This is a genomic window from Pseudomonas oleovorans subsp. oleovorans (assembly GCF_002197815.1).
Taxonomy (GTDB): Bacteria; Pseudomonadota; Gammaproteobacteria; order Pseudomonadales; family Pseudomonadaceae; genus Aquipseudomonas; species Aquipseudomonas oleovorans.
This window is the reverse complement of the sequence record NZ_NIUB01000015.1, coordinates 48,135-63,617: the sequence shown is the minus strand read 5'-3', so window position 1 is coordinate 63,617 and position 15,483 is coordinate 48,135. Positions and strand designations below refer to the sequence as shown.

The window sequence follows — 15,483 nt, the reverse complement described above, 5'->3', positions numbered from 1 at the left end:
CCTCTATCAGGGAACATCAACAAGGAAGCGCCGGACAACGACCCGGCGCAACGGCGGAAGGGCAGCTCTGGAAACCACCTTGACGATATTTTCAGAGCCGCTCAAAAAGGCGCGGCAGTATACCGCACCCGCTCGCGTCGGGCACAGCAGCCGAAGGTCGATGGCAAGTGCAGTGGGCGGTTATCGGGCGCCGGCAAAGCGACCTCGGCTTTGGCTTGCTGCGTCGCTCTACCTCCTGCATCCATGCCGTCGTGCATTGCCATCGCTACGTTACAACAGGCGGAACGTCAGCCAGGTCGAATGCTCATTTGCCGCTAGTAACGTCGGGCGCGATTGCGTGCGTTTTCGCCTGTTCTTTCCCGCGCTGACTGGCTCGCCGCGATTTTAGGCGGCCCCTACTGCGGCCTAGGTTTTTTGTGATCACAGGGGTAGAGTACGGCCAGATGCCAGTATGGGATGGAGCCCATGAGCTCAACGACTCGCCGGGGAACGCAACGCAGCCTGCAGAGCCTCCTGCTCAAACGCTTCGCCATGGCCTTCGCTACTTACGCGATGATGGCGCTCGTCTGCTGGTTTGCTGTGTTCAATGGCCTTTTCCTCGGTTCCATCAGCACCGCTGCCTGGCTGACCCTGGGTGTTTTCGGCAGCCAATTGGTATTTCTCTGGCTGTTTCTGTCCGGCCGCAACCTGCGATGTGAAGATCCCAGCCTGACCGAAGCCCAGGTACTGGTGGCGCTGGCGTGGCAGCCGCCGTTGCTGGCGCTGTTCGACAGCGCGCGCGGCGTGATGATGGTGTTCTATGTACTGATCCTGCTGTTCGGCGTGTTCCAGCTGCCGCCGCGGGTGTTCGTGCGCTGCGCCGCCTTCGCCTTCTTCGGCTTCACTGCCATGGTGCTGATCGAAGCCTACCGCATGCAGTTGGTGGATCCGAGCCTGGCCTGGCTGCAGGTGTGGGTGCTGTTCATCCTGCTGGTCTGGCTATGCCTGTTCTCCAGTTATGTGCAGGCCATGCGCAAGCGCATGCACCAACGTCGCTTCGCCCTGCAGGCGCACCAGGACACCCTGCGTGGGATGATGCGCCAGCTCGAGAACCTGGTCGCTACCGATGAACTCACCGGGCTGTTCAACCGTCGGCATTTCCTGCGCCTGGCCACCCGTGAACTGGAACATCTGGAGCACGGGCGACATCACGGCCTGGCGCTGATCGACCTGGACCATTTCAAACGAATCAACGATGCTCATGGCCATGCTGCTGGCGACCGGGTGCTACAAACCTTCGCCGCGGTGGCCCGTGCCTGTCTGCGTGACGGTGACATCATTGCCCGCTATGGCGGTGAGGAATTCGTGCTGCTATTGCCCAATACCGATGCTGATCAGTTCACCGCCTGCTGCGAGCGCTTGCGCGAAGCCTTCGCCAGGGCCGAGCCGGTGGGCGTGAAGGTCGATAATTTGAGCCTATCCGCCGGCATGACACTGTTGGTTGCCGGTGACGATCTCGATGAAGCCCTGCAGCGTGCCGATCAGGCGCTCTATAAGGCCAAGCGCGGCGGACGCAATCGTTGCGATGCCAGCTGGGAGAACGCGGGTGCCTGAGCTGCGCGTCGGTGACCAGCTGCTGCAAGTCGCCCAGCAAACCAACCTGCTCGATGCGTTGCTCAGCGGCGGTGTGGCGGTGCCCTACAGCTGTCGCGCCGGCAGTTGTCACGCCTGTCTGGTGCGCTGCGTCGCCGGCGAGCCGCTGGATGGTCAGCCTGAGGCACTGGCGGCCGACAAGCGTGCCGAGGGCTGGCGCCTGGCCTGTCAGTGCCAGGTGATTGGGGACCTGCAGGTCGAACCTTTCGACCCTCAGCGTGATGGCCTGGCAGCCAAGGTGGCCGCGCTGGACTGGCCCAGCCCGCAGGTTCTACGCCTGCGCTTGCTGCCGGCCAGGCCGTTGCGCTATCGCCCCGGCCAACACCTGCTGCTGTGGAACGACCAAGGTGTGGCACGTCCCTATTCCCTGGCCAGCGTGCCGAGCGAGGACGACTGCCTGGAGTTTCATATCGATTGTCGTATGCCCGGCGCGTTCTGCGATGCCGCGCGGCGCCTGCAGGTTGGCGACACGCTGCGCCTCGGCGAGCTGCGCGGTGGCGCCCTGCATTACGACGCCGATTGGCAGGCGCGACCGCTCTGGTTGCTGGCCGCCGGCACGGGGCTGGCACCGCTCTACGGGGTGTTGCGTGAAGCGTTGCGTCAGGAGCACCAAGGCGCCATTCGCCTGCTGCACGTGGCGCATGAGCCGGCCGAACACTACCTGGCGAGCGAACTGCAGGCACTGGCGGCGCAGCACGCCAACCTGCAGGTGGAGCTGGTAACGGCGGCGCAGTTGCCGGCTGCTTTGGCCGAACTGCGCCTTGTTTCACGGCAAACCCTCGCCTTACTCTGCGGCCATCCCTTGACGGTCGACAGCTTCGCGCGGCGCCTCTACATGGCCGGTTTGCCACGCAGTCAGATGCTCGCCGACGTCTTTCTCACTCGCGCATAGGCTATGCCGGGCCGGCCAGGCCCGATACCGGTGCGTACGACGTACCCATTGGAGCCTTGCATGAGCGAACACCTGCATATCGAGCGCGACGGCGGTCTGTTGACCCTGCGCATGCACCGCCCGGACAAGAAAAATGCACTGACCCGCGCCATGTACGCCGGTATGGCCGAAGTACTGGACGAAGCCGAGCGCGACCCCAGCGTGCGCGTGGTGCTACTCACTGGTGGCGAGGCGTGCTTTACCAGCGGCAATGACGTCGCCGACTTCATCCAGGCACCGCCCGCCGGCCTGAACAGCGAAGTGTTCCTGTTCATGCGCGCGCTGTTCGAGTTCAGCAAACCGGTGGTCGCCGCAGTGGCTGGCCCGGCGGTGGGGATAGGTACCACCTTGTTGCTGCACTGCGACCTGGTCTACGTCAGCCGTGATGCGCAGTTGAAAATGCCCTTCGTCAATCTTGGTCTGTGCCCCGAATATGGCTCCAGCCTGATTCTGCCGCGTCTGTTGGGCCACGCACGCGCCGCTGAGCTGCTGTTGCTCGGCCAGTCCTTCACGGGTGAGCAGGCCGCGACCTGGGGTATCGCCAATCAGGCACTGGAGGATGGCGCCGCGACGTTGAACAAGGCGCGCGAGATGGCACAGCGTTTTCTCGAGCTGGCGCCATCAGCGGTCGCCGACAGCAAACGGCTGATGCGCGCACCGGATCGCGAGCAATTGCGCCAGGTGATCGAGGAGGAGGGTGCGTTGTTCGGCCAGCGTCTGCGTTCGCCGGAGGCCATCGAGGCGTTGACGGCCTTCATGCAGCGCAGAAAGCCGGATTTCTCTCGGTTTTCCTGATCTCCGGCTCTGCTCCCAGTCGGTGGGGGCGCTGTGTGTTCAGCCGGGGATATTCATTGTCGTACCTCGGTGCGGTAGCCCGCTCCCCAAAAACAAAAGGCCGCTCGATGAGCGGCCTTTTGCATTCAAGGGTGAATCACACCATCTGATCGCCGACGTGCAGGATCTTCATGGTGTTGGTGCCGCCGGTGCCATGGTAGCTGTCGCCCTTGGTCAGGATGACCCAATCGCCCGGCTCGACCACGCCGCGCTTGAGCAACTCGTCCACCGCCGCCTGGCTGACCTTGTTCGCCGGCAGCGAGGCTGGGTCGAACGGCACGGTGTAGACGCCGCGGAACAGCGCCACGCGGGCCTGGGCTTCGCGGTGCGGGGTGAAGGCGAAGATCGGGATCGACGAGCGGATGCGCGACATGATCAGCGGGCTGTAGCCACTTTCGGTCAGGCTGATGATGGCCTTGACGCCCGGGAAGTGGTTGGCGGTGTACATGGTGGCCAGGGCGATGCTTTCGTCGCAGCGCTCGAAGGTGCGGCCCAGACGGTGGCTGGATTGCTTGCTGGTCGGATGCTTCTCGGCGCCCAGGCATACGCGGGCCATGGCCTGCACAGCTTCGACCGGGTACTCGCCGGCGGCGCTCTCGGCCGAGAGCATCACCGCATCGGTGTAGTCCAGCGCGGCGTTGGCCACGTCGGAGACTTCGGCGCGGGTCGGCATCGGGCTGTGGATCATCGACTCCATCATTTGCGTGGCGGTGATCACTGCTTTGTTCAGGCGACGGGCGTGGGCGATGATCTTCTTCTGGATACCGACCAGTTCGGCGTCGCCGATTTCCACGGCCAGGTCGCCACGGGCGACCATCACTGCGTCACTGGCGCGGATCAGACCGTCCAGCGCTTCGTCATCGGCCACGGCTTCGGCGCGTTCGATCTTGGCCACCAGCCAGGCGGTACCGCCGGCTTCGGTGAGCAGGCGACGGGCGTAGTCCATGTCGGCAGCATCGCGCGGGAAGGACACGGCCAGGTAATCCAGATCCATCTCGGCGGCGACCTTGATGTCGGCCTTGTCCTTCTCGGTCAGCGCTGGCGCAGTCAGGCCGCCACCACGGCGGTTGATGCCTTTGTTGTCCGACAGCGGGCCGCCAATGATCACACGGCAGTGCAGTTCGTCGGCGCCCTTGAGTTCGACGCGCATGACCACGCGGCCATCGTCGAGCAGCAGTTCGTCACCGACATCGCAGTCCTGGATCAGTGCCGGGTAGTCGATACCGACCACTTCCTGGGTGCCGGCAGTGCGCGAGTGGCTGGAGGAGAGGCGGAACAGATCGCCGTCCTTGAGTTCGATGCGCTTGTTCTCGAATTTGGCGATACGGATCTTCGGACCTTGCAGGTCGCCGAGCAGGGCGACGTGGCGGCCGTGCTTGGCGGCTAGCTCGCGAACCAGGGCGGCGCGCGCCTTGTGGTCGTCCGGCGTGCCGTGGGAGAAGTTCAGACGGGCCACGTCGAGACCGGCGAGGATCAATTGCTCCAGCACTTCCGGCGAGCTGCTGGCCGGGCCCAGGGTGGCGACGATTTTGGTGCGGCGAAAGGTCATGCACGAACTCCCTAGTGAACTATGACCGGGAGGCTACTACGGCGCCGGGCTGTAGTCATTGTTCCTGTGCACTACCCTTTGCCGTGCGATTTGATCACCAGCAGATCGCACTCGACACGTTCCAGCACCCGTTCTGCGGTGTGGCCGATCAGCAGGCTGTCCAGATGGCCGCGGGCGATGGCGCCCATCACCAGCAGGCCTATATTGTGCTCACGCACGAAACGCGGGATGACTTCCTCGGCAAAACCGTCCAACAGGTGGGCCTGTGCTCTATCGATGGCGTGCTGGGCGATCAGCTTGTCGAAGGCTTCGCGGTGCTCGCGGCTGCACTGGGTCACGTAGTCTTCATATTCCTGCGCTACCTCGGCGTCGAACAGCAGCGACCGCGGCAGAGGCGCCTGTGCATGCAGGTATTGGGCCTGTAAGCCGAGCTCGGCCTGCAGGGTCTGGCTGGCATCAATCAACTGATGATCGAGGGCGGCAGGTTTGTCCGCGCTGTGCAGCGGGTCGAGCGCAGCGCACAGGCTCTGACCATGGGGCTCGGCGTCGTGTACCAGCCACAGCGGCACCGGGCTGCGGCGAATCAGCTGCCAACTGGTATCACTGAACAACAGGCGGCGCAGCGCACTGCTGGGATGAGTCGACTTGAACAGGATGTCCGGTTGCAACACCGCGACGCGGGCGAGGATTTCTTCATGACGACGTTTGCCCCAGCGCACGTCCACTGCGATCTTGAATCCTTCATCGCTCAGGTGAGCGACGCTGGCACGCAGGGCCTCGTGGCTCTGTCGCAGGATGGTTTCACGGGCGCGGTTGAGCAGATGGCTGTCCAGCAGGCCGCTTTCCAGGCTTGGGTGGTATTCGATCTGCAACAGGTGCAATTCGGCGCCGGTCTTGCGTGCCACATCGGCTGCGCGTTGCAGGGCGGGTTGTTGCTGGTGTTCGGCGTCGATGACGACCAACAGTCGTTGCAGTTTCATGGCAGCGTCCTCGCCTGGAGTCTGTACCTACATTACACACCCTGTTGCGCTGAACGGCATTGATATGGGTCAGCGCAGAAGGGGATTTAGCGCTGGTTCGAGAGGACGAGCGGTCGTGGCGCTGGCGTTGATAAAATGAGAGGCAGTGGCGTCATGCCAAGGCGCCGCCAGAAAAACCGTCGTCGGCTTGCCGCTGTTCAGTTTTTGCCTGGGCTGTCGATACACTGCTCATTGGAGGAATTGCCCATGCGTACCCTGATCATTCTGGCCGTGGCCCTGGTGGCAGCGGGTTGCACCCGTGTCTCGCTCGACCATCATCTGAACAACGCCTATCGCGCCTACAACGAAGGCGATTGCGCCCGTGTCGCGCTGGAGCTGTCGCAGGCCGAGCGCAAGAGCCGCTCACGCAATTACCTGCAGCCGGAGATTTCCCTGCTGCGCGGTCAATGCCTGGAGCGCGAGAGCCTGTTCGTCGATGCGGCGCAGACCTACCAGTTCATCATCACGCGCTATCCGGCCAGCGAGTACGCCTACCGCGCCCGCGCGCGCCTGCAGACGCTGGAGCAGTTGGGGCATCACAGCCCGGCGCCGGCGGCCAAGGTCAGTCCAGCCACACTCTGAGCCTTCGGTCGTCCGACGTTCCTCGGCGACGCGGTGCGGTATAAGCTGGCGTATGTCTCTCATGGAGGATGAACATGCGCCACTTGCTGTTGATCGCTGCACTGTTGCCCACTCTGGCCACGGCGGAAATCTATCGCTGGACGGACGAGCAGGGGCGGGTGCATTTTGGCCAAAGGCCCGTTGCCGGGGCTGAAACCGTGCAGGTCAGGCCGCAGGTGATCGAGCGCGACGAACATACGCGTGAGCGTGAAGAGCGTCGTCAGCGTTTTTACGATGCGCGGCGTGAAGAGCAACAGCAGGCTGCAGCGACAGCAGCTGCGCAGCGCGAAGAGCGGGCCAGTGAATGTCGTGATCTGCGCCGACACCTGGCGCAGATGCCGGAGGGCTTTCGCTACTATCGCGAAGGCGCCGGCGGCGAGCGCATCTACTACAGTGATGAAGAAACCGACACCGCTCGTCGCCAGCTACGCGAGCGGATAGCCCAGCGCTGTTCTTGAGGGTGGTTAAGTGGCCGTAGTGGGGCCATACTCAAGTCCCTTTGTAGCGATTTGCCACTATGCGTAGCCAGCGCCGAATCGAACGCCATCAGTTGCCCTACTACCTGAAGGTGTTCAATCGCATCACCGACAAACCAATGGGTTCCATCGGCAATGTCTCTCTCGACGGTCTTATGCTGATCAGTCAGTTGCCGATGCTGGTGGGCGCACGCTTCGACATGCGCCTGAAGATTCCAGGCCAGCATGGCATGCATTTCATCGACTTCTCCGCCAACTGCCAGTGGTGCCGTGAAGATGTCACGCCAGGCATCTACGACTCCGGGTTCGCTCTGGTCGCGCCGCCTGCCGACTACGTCGAGATGATCGACGCGCTGCGTTACTACTTCAGCTTTCACAGCCTGGCGGCGTCTGCCTGATAGTTCGCTCGTCCGAGGTGCCGGAGGCCGCGGTGCTCTGCGGCGTCAATGCACCGCCGGCGCACGTGCCAGGTTGCGCAAGCGCTGGCTCAACTGCAGGCGCAGACCTTCTTCCTCACAGAACAGCAGTGCGTGCTCAAGGTCATAGCGTTCACCCTGTGGGCAATCCAGTTGCCGATAGACGTCCGCACGAGCCAGATGATCGGCCAGGTTGGGCGGGCCGAGTTGCAGCACGCGCTCGGCGTCCTTGAGTGCCGCATCCGGGGCATCGTGCTGCATGTGCAGCATGCGCAGATTACGTGACAGGCGCCGCAGCATGGCCTGGGCGTCGGCCGTTTGCAGATGTTCGGCACTGAGTTCGGCGCCCGGGCCCAGCTGGCGATAGAGCTGATCACGGCAATCGCGCGTATACAGACGGCGCCCGCCGCAGGGGTCGAGCAGGTGGTCGGCGCCGGGGACGCGCAGCATGAAATGGCCGGGGAAGTTCACCCCCTGCAAAGGAATCTCCAGGCGTCGCGCCAACTCCAGGGCGATCAGCGCCAGCGCCAGCGGCTGGCCACGTCGGCGGCGCAGCACTTCATGCAGCAGGGCATGGCGTGGGCGGGAGAGGCCTGCGTCGTCCTCCTGAAAATCCAGTTCGGCCAGCCGGCGTAGCAGCGGCTGGGCCAGTTCGCGAGCCGGCAGGACGGGTAATCCGGCGCTGACCTGCAACTGCAAACCGTGCAGATCGTTCAGCACCTGCGCGGGCTGAAGCTCGGGATCATGTTCGGCGGCGACCCACAGCGCCGCCTCGAACAGGGCGGGAGGATCGCGTTGTAGGCACTGCAGGCAGGCTTGGCGAGGGCTCATCGCATTCTCCACAGACTTGTGCTGTTTTTAGCCGTTGGCAGGATCGTCGTCCAGTGGGCCTCTCCTATACTGAGGCGTGACATCCGACCCGGAGCGCAGCCATGTTCAGCATGATGCAAGCCGCCCAGCTCGAAGCTCTGCACCTGGCCGAGGATCCGGCCAGCGGCCTCAGAGCCGTTATCGCCATTCACAATACCCGCTTCGGGCCGGCGCTCGGCGGTTGTCGCTACCTGGCCTATGCCGATGAACAGAGCGCCATTGGCGATGCCATTCGTCTGGCTCAGGGCATGAGCTACAAGGCGGCGTTGGCTGGGATCGATCACGGTGGCGGCAAGGCGGTGATCATCCGCCCGGCTCATCTGCAGAGCCGCGCCGCGCTGTTCGAAGCCTTCGGCCGTTTTATCGAAACCCTCAATGGCCGTTACATCACCGCCATCGACAGTGGCACCTCCAGCGCCGACATGGATTGCATCGCCCAGTACACCCATCACGCTACCAGTACGACCAGTGAAGGTGATCCGTCACCGCACACCGCCTTGGGTGTGTTCGCGGGCATTCGCGCCACCGCCCAGGCGCGCCTTGGCAGCGATGATCTGGAAGGGCTGCGAGTCGCCATTCAGGGCCTGGGCAATGTCGGCTTCGCCCTGGCCGAAGCGCTGCATGCCGCGGGCGCGGAACTGTTGGTGAGCGACCTCGATGCCGGGCGTGTGCAACTGGCTGTCGAGCAACTGGGGGCGCACCCGATAACCAGCGATGCGCTGCTTGCCACGCCTTGCGACATTCTCGCGCCCTGCGGCCTGGGTGGTGTGCTGAATGCGCAGACGGTTGCCCATCTGCGTTGCGCTGCGGTGGCTGGAGCGGCCAATAATCAGCTGGCCAGCCCTGAGGTGGCCGATCAGCTGGAAGCTCGCGGGATTCTCTACGCGCCGGATTACGTGCTCAATGCCGGAGGGCTGATCTACGTGGCACTGCGCCATCGCGGCGAGGAACTAGCGGCGATCACCGCGCACCTGGCGCAGATCAGCCGGCGCCTGACTGAAATCTACGCCCATGCGCAGGCTGAAAAGCGATCCCCGGCGCGAGTCGCTGACTACCTGGCAGAGGGGCTGCTCTATCGCACCTAGCGGTTGCCGAGCCCGTTCAAACTGTGGGGGCGCGAAGATAATCGGTAGGCGGCGCCCGGTCGAACTGATGGGTGCACGGTGCAGCGACCTGCGGCAACGCCGCACTTGGCGATGCTCACAAGCTAAATTAGCGTGGCGCAAGGAGGATTCACCATGGACTACTTCATTATCGTCGTCACCACCGCTGCCGGCCTTTACTTTCACTGGTGGTTGTTCCGTCGCATTCGCCAGTGGAGTGATCGCGACCTGGCGCTTTCCTTTGCCGAGGGCGATGAGCGCAAACGTCAGTACATGCTCGAACAGCTGGCCCGTGCGCGAGGTGAGGGCGTCAAACGACGTGATTTGCCGGCATGGCTGGAGCAGGTCGCGGGGCAATACCCAGGCAGCAGAGCATGATGCTGGACGGTTTTACCGAGCAGACCCCTCGTGCGAAAGAGGGGCCGCGCTACACGGTCACTCGCTGGCGGTCTCGATCTCGAGTTCCTCGAGTGCGTCCGGCTGGCTCTTGAACGCCTTGGCAAAGACGTCGCGATTCTTGGCCATGAAGATACCCAGCTCCTCGCCCTGTTCCTCGCTCAGGGATGGAACCGCCTTGTGCAGCACCTCGCTCAGGCGCTCGGCCAGTTCCAGCATCTTGTCGTAACGGTCGGCTTCGGCCTTATCCATGAACAAGCACTCCGGATCGCGACTGCTGCGATACACCACTTCGACGGCCATTCATCACCTCATCTGCCTTCATGCGTGTCTGTTGGTAACTGTTTATTTATACAGTGATCCAAGCATAAAGAACTCGCTACCGTTTTGCCAGCAGCGAGTGTCGAGAATTCAGCGGTCGCTACGGATCGGGCTGAACTCGACGGGTACCCAGGCGTAGCCTTGGGCTTCCTTGCGTACGTGGCCCAGGCCGGGGAAGGGCAGGTGCGCACCAGCGACCCACAGCTTGTCTGTGGCCGCTTCGGCCAGGATGCGTTGGCGGGATTGCCTGGCCTTGGCGCTGTCGACATCGAACTCGATGACCACTTCAGGCTTGGCGAACTGCACGGCGTGGTTATGCAGAATGTCGCCCCATACCAGCAGGCTCTGTCCACCCGATTTGAACAGGTAAGAGGTATGTCCGGGCGTGTGTCCCGGGCTCGCTACCAGGCTGACGCCAGGCAACAATTCGCCTTCTGTCTTGTAGGGCTTGAGCTTGTTCATCTTGGCATAGGGTGCGACTGCCTGTTGCGCCATCTTGAACATGCCTTGCATGCCTTCGGGGGCCTTGGCCATGGTCGCCTCGTCGAGCCAGAATTCAGCCTCCGCCTGCGGCACCTCCACGGTCGCGTTGGGGTAGGCCGGGCTGCCGTCGGCGTTGACCAGGCCGCAGGCATGGTCTGGGTGCAGGTGGGTGAGCAGCACGGTATCAACCTGCTCCGGCTGGTAGCCGGATGCCTTGAGGTTGGTCTGCACCACGCCGAGAGTCGGGCCGAAGCACTGGGCGGCGCCGGTATCGATCAGCACCAGGTTGTCGCCAGTGTTGATCAGGTAGGCGTTGACCGCAGTCTGCACGCCTTTCTCCGACGCCACGAACATGCGTGCCAGCAGCGATTGCAGGTCCTTGTCATCGATGCCCTTGAGCAGGCTGGCAGGCAGGTCGACGTAGCCGTCATACAGAGCGGTGACTTCGAAGTCACCGAGTGCCATGCGGTAGTAGCCCGGTACCTGGGTCTTCTGTTGTGCCGGTGCGGCCGCCTGCAGCGGCAGGCTGACCAGGGCGATCATGGCGGACGACAATGCGGTGCTCAGCGAGAAAAGACGCATGGGTGATCCTTCATTGAGAGTGGCGATGCCGTAGTGTGCGACGCGTCGGGGTATCTTGGCGAGCCTGTGATGTCAGTTTCAGCCTCGTCGCGGTTGGCTGGAGCGTGCCAAATCGTCACATCGCAGCGGCATCCTCGGGCTGGTCTTTTTCCTGCATGATTGTTTCTTGCGAATACCCGAGGTGGGGATTCGGGGTGGTTTGCCAGGTCTCGTGGGGAGTTGAAGGATGAATTGGGCTGAGCGCTTGCGCGAAAACATGCACGGTCTGGCGGAGTCGCTGGGCAATCTGTTGATGGAGGCCTTCCATTACCTGGCGCTGTTCGCCATCGGGGCGATCACGGCCTGGGCGGGGGTGATGGCTTTCATTGGCATGCTGGAGAAGGGCCACATCACGGTCGATGACATTCTGCTGCTGTTCATCTACCTGGAATTGGCGGCGATGGTGGGGATCTATTTCAAGACCAACCACATGCCGATCCGCTTCATGATCTACGTGGCGATCACCGCGCTGACTCGCTTGCTGATTTCCGACATCTCCCACACCCACAAGCCGACCTGGGGCGTGGTGATGGTGTCGGGGGCGATCCTGCTGCTGGCCCTGGCGATTCTGGTGGTGCGCTACGCCTCGTCGCGCTTTCCGGCCGTGGCCGGCCCGCACCCCCGCAGCAAGGCGCGCAACCGTGAGGATGCCGAGGCCGAGCGCGACGATACGTCTGACTGAAACGTCGGGTGGAGCGATGATGGGCGCTCCAGCCTGTGAGGCCAGGTGTCAGTCCAGCGGCGCGAACAGCGCCGCCAGGTCGGCTTCATCCAGTTGCCACTGGCCCTGGCTGCCGCCGTCGAGCACGCCCTTGGCCAGGTTGGCCTTGGTCTGCTGCAGTTGCTGGATCTTCTCTTCGACGCTGCCACGGGTGATCAGTTTGTAGACGAATACCGGCTTGTCCTGGCCGATGCGGTAGGCGCGGTCGCTGGCCTGGGCTTCGGCGGCCGGGTTCCACCAGGGATCGAAGTGGATCACGGTATCGGCGGCGGTCAGGTTGAGGCCGCTGCCGCCGGCCTTGAGGCTGATCAGGAACACCGGAAATTCGCCGGCCTGGAAGCGTGCGACCGGCGTGCGGCGGTCCTGGGTGCTGCCGGTGAGCTTGGCGTAGGCGATCTTGCGCGCCTGTAGTTCTGCCTCGATCAGCGCCAGCATCGAGGTGAACTGGGAGAACAGCAGCACGCGACGGCCTTCGTCGACCAGCTCCTGAAGCATGTCCAGCAAGGCGCTGAGCTTGCCCGAATCACTGGCGCTCAGCTCGCCGTTGTCGTCACCCAGCAGGCGCAGGTCGCAGCAGCTCTGACGCAGGCGCAGCAGGGCTTCAAGGATGACGATATGGCTGCGCGCCAGTCCCTGACGGGTGATTTCCTCGCGCACCTTCTGGTCCATGGCCAGGCGCAGGGTTTCGTAGCGGTCGCGCTGCAGCTGGGTCAGCTCGACCCAGTGGGTGATCTCGGTCTTCGGCGGCAGCTCGCTGGCCACCTGCTCCTTGGTGCGACGCAACAGGAAGGGGCGGATGCGCCCATTCAGGTGATTGAGGCGCTGGGCGTCGCCACGTTTCTCGATGGGCGTGCGGTAGTCGCGGGTGAAGGTCTTGGCATCCCCCAGCCAGCCGGGCATGAGGAAATGGAACAGCGACCACAGCTCGCCCAGGTGGTTTTCCAGCGGGGTGCCGGTCAGGCACAGGCGCAGGTCGGCCTGCACCTGAGCCGCTGCAGTGGCCGCCTTGCTGCGCGGGTTCTTGATGTTCTGCGCTTCGTCGAGAATCAGCAGGCGATAGCGCTGCTGGTTCAGCGCCTTGAGGTCACGCGGCAGCAGGGCGTAGGTGGTGAGGATCAGATCGTGCTCGGCGATCTCCTCGAACAGCGCCTTGCGCTTGTTGCCATGCAGCGCCAGTACGCGCAATTGCGGGGTGAAGCGCGCCGCCTCGTCCTGCCAGTTGGGTATCAGGCTGGTGGGCATGACGATCAGTGCTGGATTTTTCAGGCGCCCGGCCTGTTTCTCGCAGAGGATGTGCGCCAGGGTCTGCAGGGTCTTGCCCAGGCCCATGTCGTCGGCCAGTACGCCACCGACGCGCAGTTCGGCCAGGGTCTGCATCCAGTTCAGGCCCTGCACCTGATAGCTGCGCAGTTCGGCCTGCAAACCCTCGGGTGGCGCAATTTCACGTACCGCCAGGTTCTGCAGGCGCTGGGCGAAGCCGCGCAATTCATCGCCGCCTTGCCAACTGAGTTCGGGCCCCTGGGCCAGTTCGGCCAGGCGTGCGGCGTCGGCGCGGCCGAGGCGCAGCGGCAGATGATCGTCGCCAGGGTCGCGGAAATACAGCTCGCCGAGCGTGGCCAGCAGCGGCTTCAATCGGGCGAAGGGTAGGGCGATGCGTTTGCCGCCCTGCGGCAGGCTGACCAGCAGGCGATCTTCGTCGGCGCGCTGGGCCAGCGCTTCGGGCGCCAGCAGCCAGGGCGTGCGGCGAATGGCCTGGAGCAGGATCGGCAGCAGACTCAGGCGCTGGCCTTCGACTTCGATGCCCAGCTCCAGGTCGAACCAGTTCTGTTGCGGATCTTCCTTGACCTCCGCGTACCAGTCGTCGACCTCGGCGAGGTTGTACTGGAAGTCCGGGCGCATGTGGATTTGCCAGCCTTCGGCGCGCAGCTGCGGTAGCTGCTGCTGGACGAAATCCAGCCAGTCGCGCTCGCGCTCCAGTTCGAACGGCTCGCCGGCTTCGGCCGGCAGCGCCTCGCTCTGGCGCAGGGCTACCTGCAGGCCGAGACTTTCCAAGCGCTTGCGCAAGCTGGCTTCGGCGCCGCCGTCGCGGATCAGGCGCAGGTTGGTCTCTGCATCCAGGCGCTTGACCAGGTCCTTGGCCGGCTTGCCGAAGACCTTGTGTCCGGCATAGTCGAAGGCCAGCGCCGCGCGGTGTTGGGTCTGCTCCTGCATGCGTCCCTTGCGTGCGTCGAAATGCACGCGCACCTGGCTGCCCAGGCTGAGGATGGCGGTAGGCGCGATGCCTTCCAGGCGCGTTTCCGCCAGCTCCTTGTCCGCCACGATGATGTCGGAGAGGTCACTGCCGGCGCGTTGCTGGGCCTCAAGGGTGAGCAGCGCGGCGGCTACATGCTTGCAGTTGAAACCCACCGGGCAGGTGCAGTGCCCGGTCACGCTCCATTTGCGCCCATAGGGGTGCAGCGTGATGCGCTGCTGGTAGGTCTGCCCGCCGGAACCACGGCAATTGGCGAGCAGGCTGTTGTCCTTGATGCTGAGCAGCTTGCTGCGTTTCTCCTCGGCGTAGCCGATGCCGCGACGCAGGTCACCGGCGCCGAATTCCGAGCGCCAGTCTTCCTGGCGGAGTTGGTGGATATCCAGGGGCATCAACGAAGCCCCGAGGCAAAAATGAATGGGCGCATGACTGGGTCGTGGCAATGCAAAGCCGCAGATTTTCGCATAGCCGCGTGACGATTAGCAGGCGTGGTGCCGAGATTGCCGACGTGCTGTCGTGGCCATCGCTTCAGGCGTTCGGCGAGTAGGGCGAGTGTAACCCGCCGCAGCGGAGTTGGCGGGTTGCACCCGCCCTACAGAAAGGCCGCGCGGTATTGCCTGGGCGTTGCTCCGAGCGCCTGGCGAAAACGATTGCTGAAGTGGCAGGCACGTGCCAGGCGCCGGGCCAACACATAGCGATGAGGCGGTAGGCTGAAGCTGCTCTGGAACATGCGCGCGAAGTGGTATTACGACAGGGCACAAAGCGCGGCCAGTTGGCTCAGCGGCATCGGCCGGCAGGATGCACAGTTTATCCGGAGCGCCCTTGTTGCCGGGTTGCTCACGGCGAAAGGTGCCAGTGCCGCCACTGAGGTAGCACGACAGCGTGTGGTGTGGCTGGAGGCAAGGTAGTCACGCGCATCATGGGCGTTACTCCAGCGTGTCACGGCCATGCCGTTGCCCAGTTCGGCCATGGCGTGCAGCCGCGCGTTGGGCGAGCGGCTCATGCTCTGGAATACCTGCAGATGTTCGAATTGCGCCATCACCATCTCCCGAATGCGGTCATGCTACGCCTGCCGATAGGCAAAGCCAGAGACGAAGAAAAAATGCGCAAGTTTGTGAAAGTCTGGGGTCGTAATTGCTGGAACGCCTTTGAATGGTGCTTAAGTTTTTTTGCACCAACCCGCGGCGCGGCGCGAGGACTCGGAGTATCGTGGCGGCCATTCAAACAATGATTCGCATCCCG

15 protein-coding genes and 1 pseudogene are annotated in these 15,483 nt (G+C 63.6%); 9 read left to right on the top strand and 7 right to left on the bottom strand.

Going from position 1 to position 15,483, the window contains the following annotated elements:
- The first annotated feature begins 465 nt into the window (after positions 1 to 465).
- The 3 genes from PSOLE_RS11105 to PSOLE_RS11095 are packed head-to-tail and all read left to right on the top strand — an operon-like array spanning position 466 to position 3,358.
- Positions 466 to 1,593, top strand: coding sequence for a GGDEF domain-containing protein (locus tag PSOLE_RS11105; RefSeq protein WP_074856272.1), 1,128 nt, complete (start codon positions 466 to 468; stop codon positions 1,591 to 1,593).
- The gene (locus PSOLE_RS11100; protein WP_039964853.1) at positions 1,586 to 2,524 is read left to right on the top strand and encodes an iron-sulfur-binding ferredoxin reductase; all 939 of its coding nucleotides are present in this window, start codon (positions 1,586 to 1,588) and stop codon (positions 2,522 to 2,524) included. Before PSOLE_RS11105 ends, PSOLE_RS11100 begins: the two co-directional genes overlap by 8 nt.
- A gap of 60 nt (positions 2,525 to 2,584) precedes the next feature.
- The gene (locus tag PSOLE_RS11095) at positions 2,585 to 3,358 is read left to right on the top strand and encodes an enoyl-CoA hydratase (protein ID WP_074856274.1); all 774 of its coding nucleotides are present in this window, start codon (positions 2,585 to 2,587) and stop codon (positions 3,356 to 3,358) included.
- A gap of 136 nt (positions 3,359 to 3,494) precedes the next feature.
- On the opposite strand, the gene pyk is transcribed toward PSOLE_RS11095, so the two are convergent.
- Together pyk and PSOLE_RS11085 are read right to left on the bottom strand one after the other, a co-directional pair.
- Positions 3,495 to 4,946 carry a pyruvate kinase gene (gene pyk / locus PSOLE_RS11090; RefSeq protein ID WP_003462375.1) on the bottom strand — a complete coding sequence of 484 codons (1,452 nt, stop codon included), beginning with the start codon at positions 4,944 to 4,946 and terminating at the stop codon, positions 3,495 to 3,497.
- 71 nt (positions 4,947 to 5,017) lie between these two features.
- Positions 5,018 to 5,926, bottom strand: coding sequence for a universal stress protein (locus tag PSOLE_RS11085; protein ID WP_074856276.1), 909 nt, complete (start codon positions 5,924 to 5,926; stop codon positions 5,018 to 5,020).
- A 246-nt stretch (positions 5,927 to 6,172) separates the two neighbouring features.
- On the opposite strand from PSOLE_RS11085, the gene PSOLE_RS11080 reads away from it, so the two are divergent.
- From PSOLE_RS11080 to PSOLE_RS11070, 3 genes are all read left to right on the top strand, one after another.
- A complete protein-coding gene (locus PSOLE_RS11080; RefSeq protein WP_017674986.1) occupies positions 6,173 to 6,547 on the top strand; it encodes a tetratricopeptide repeat protein in 375 nt (124 codons plus the stop codon).
- Positions 6,548 to 6,621: 74 nt separating this feature from the next.
- Positions 6,622 to 7,044, top strand: a complete 423-nt coding sequence (locus PSOLE_RS11075) for a DUF4124 domain-containing protein (RefSeq protein WP_074856278.1) — start codon at positions 6,622 to 6,624, stop codon at positions 7,042 to 7,044.
- Between the two features lie 59 nt (positions 7,045 to 7,103).
- Positions 7,104 to 7,460: a PilZ domain-containing protein gene (locus PSOLE_RS11070; protein WP_017674984.1), complete on the top strand. Its 357-nt coding sequence runs from the start codon at positions 7,104 to 7,106 to the stop codon at positions 7,458 to 7,460.
- Between the two features lie 45 nt (positions 7,461 to 7,505).
- On the opposite strand, the gene PSOLE_RS11065 is transcribed toward PSOLE_RS11070, so the two are convergent.
- Complete coding sequence (locus PSOLE_RS11065) at positions 7,506 to 8,309, bottom strand: SirB1 family protein (RefSeq protein ID WP_074856280.1); 804 nt, start codon at positions 8,307 to 8,309, stop codon at positions 7,506 to 7,508.
- Positions 8,310 to 8,410: 101 nt separating this feature from the next.
- On the opposite strand from PSOLE_RS11065, the gene PSOLE_RS11060 reads away from it, so the two are divergent.
- Together PSOLE_RS11060 and PSOLE_RS11055 are read left to right on the top strand one after the other, a co-directional pair.
- Complete coding sequence (locus PSOLE_RS11060) at positions 8,411 to 9,433, top strand: Leu/Phe/Val dehydrogenase (RefSeq protein WP_074856282.1); 1,023 nt, start codon at positions 8,411 to 8,413, stop codon at positions 9,431 to 9,433.
- 153 nt (positions 9,434 to 9,586) lie between these two features.
- The gene (locus PSOLE_RS11055; RefSeq protein ID WP_003462367.1) at positions 9,587 to 9,829 is read left to right on the top strand and encodes a hypothetical protein; all 243 of its coding nucleotides are present in this window, start codon (positions 9,587 to 9,589) and stop codon (positions 9,827 to 9,829) included.
- Between the two features lie 57 nt (positions 9,830 to 9,886).
- Here the strand turns inward: PSOLE_RS11055 and PSOLE_RS11050 are convergent, their stop codons facing one another.
- Both PSOLE_RS11050 and PSOLE_RS11045 read right to left on the bottom strand, forming a co-directional pair.
- Entirely contained in the window at positions 9,887 to 10,150 is a 264-nt protein-coding gene (locus PSOLE_RS11050; RefSeq protein ID WP_074856284.1) for a YebG family protein, read from the bottom strand.
- A 108-nt stretch (positions 10,151 to 10,258) separates the two neighbouring features.
- Entirely contained in the window at positions 10,259 to 11,233 is a 975-nt protein-coding gene (locus PSOLE_RS11045; RefSeq protein ID WP_003462363.1) for an MBL fold metallo-hydrolase, read from the bottom strand.
- A 226-nt stretch (positions 11,234 to 11,459) separates the two neighbouring features.
- On the opposite strand from PSOLE_RS11045, the gene PSOLE_RS11040 reads away from it, so the two are divergent.
- Positions 11,460 to 11,954 carry a phosphate-starvation-inducible protein PsiE gene (locus PSOLE_RS11040; protein WP_003462362.1) on the top strand — a complete coding sequence of 165 codons (495 nt, stop codon included), beginning with the start codon at positions 11,460 to 11,462 and terminating at the stop codon, positions 11,952 to 11,954.
- A 48-nt stretch (positions 11,955 to 12,002) separates the two neighbouring features.
- On the opposite strand, the gene PSOLE_RS11035 is transcribed toward PSOLE_RS11040, so the two are convergent.
- The gene (locus PSOLE_RS11035; protein WP_074856286.1) at positions 12,003 to 14,633 is read right to left on the bottom strand and encodes a DEAD/DEAH box helicase; all 2,631 of its coding nucleotides are present in this window, start codon (positions 14,631 to 14,633) and stop codon (positions 12,003 to 12,005) included.
- A gap of 200 nt (positions 14,634 to 14,833) precedes the next feature.
- A pseudogene (locus PSOLE_RS11030) lies at positions 14,834 to 15,280 on the bottom strand (hypothetical protein).
- Positions 15,281 to 15,483 lie beyond the last annotated feature (203 nt).

Coding starts and splice junctions, on each gene's coding strand:
- PSOLE_RS11035 (WP_074856286.1), bottom strand. CDS start 14,633: ATGCCCCTGGATATCCACCAACTCCGCCAGGAAGACTGGCGCTCGGAA.
- PSOLE_RS11065 (WP_074856280.1), bottom strand. CDS start 8,309: ATGAGCCCTCGCCAAGCCTGCCTGCAGTGCCTACAACGCGATCCTCCC.
- PSOLE_RS11070 (WP_017674984.1), top strand. CDS start 7,104: ATGCGTAGCCAGCGCCGAATCGAACGCCATCAGTTGCCCTACTACCTG.
- PSOLE_RS11105 (WP_074856272.1), top strand. CDS start 466: ATGAGCTCAACGACTCGCCGGGGAACGCAACGCAGCCTGCAGAGCCTC.
- PSOLE_RS11055 (WP_003462367.1), top strand. CDS start 9,587: ATGGACTACTTCATTATCGTCGTCACCACCGCTGCCGGCCTTTACTTT.
- PSOLE_RS11050 (WP_074856284.1), bottom strand. CDS start 10,150: ATGGCCGTCGAAGTGGTGTATCGCAGCAGTCGCGATCCGGAGTGCTTG.
- PSOLE_RS11080 (WP_017674986.1), top strand. CDS start 6,173: ATGCGTACCCTGATCATTCTGGCCGTGGCCCTGGTGGCAGCGGGTTGC.
- PSOLE_RS11095 (WP_074856274.1), top strand. CDS start 2,585: ATGAGCGAACACCTGCATATCGAGCGCGACGGCGGTCTGTTGACCCTG.
- pyk (WP_003462375.1), bottom strand. CDS start 4,946: ATGACCTTTCGCCGCACCAAAATCGTCGCCACCCTGGGCCCGGCCAGC.
- PSOLE_RS11045 (WP_003462363.1), bottom strand. CDS start 11,233: ATGCGTCTTTTCTCGCTGAGCACCGCATTGTCGTCCGCCATGATCGCC.
- PSOLE_RS11040 (WP_003462362.1), top strand. CDS start 11,460: ATGAATTGGGCTGAGCGCTTGCGCGAAAACATGCACGGTCTGGCGGAG.
- PSOLE_RS11075 (WP_074856278.1), top strand. CDS start 6,622: ATGCGCCACTTGCTGTTGATCGCTGCACTGTTGCCCACTCTGGCCACG.
- PSOLE_RS11060 (WP_074856282.1), top strand. CDS start 8,411: ATGTTCAGCATGATGCAAGCCGCCCAGCTCGAAGCTCTGCACCTGGCC.
- PSOLE_RS11085 (WP_074856276.1), bottom strand. CDS start 5,926: ATGAAACTGCAACGACTGTTGGTCGTCATCGACGCCGAACACCAGCAA.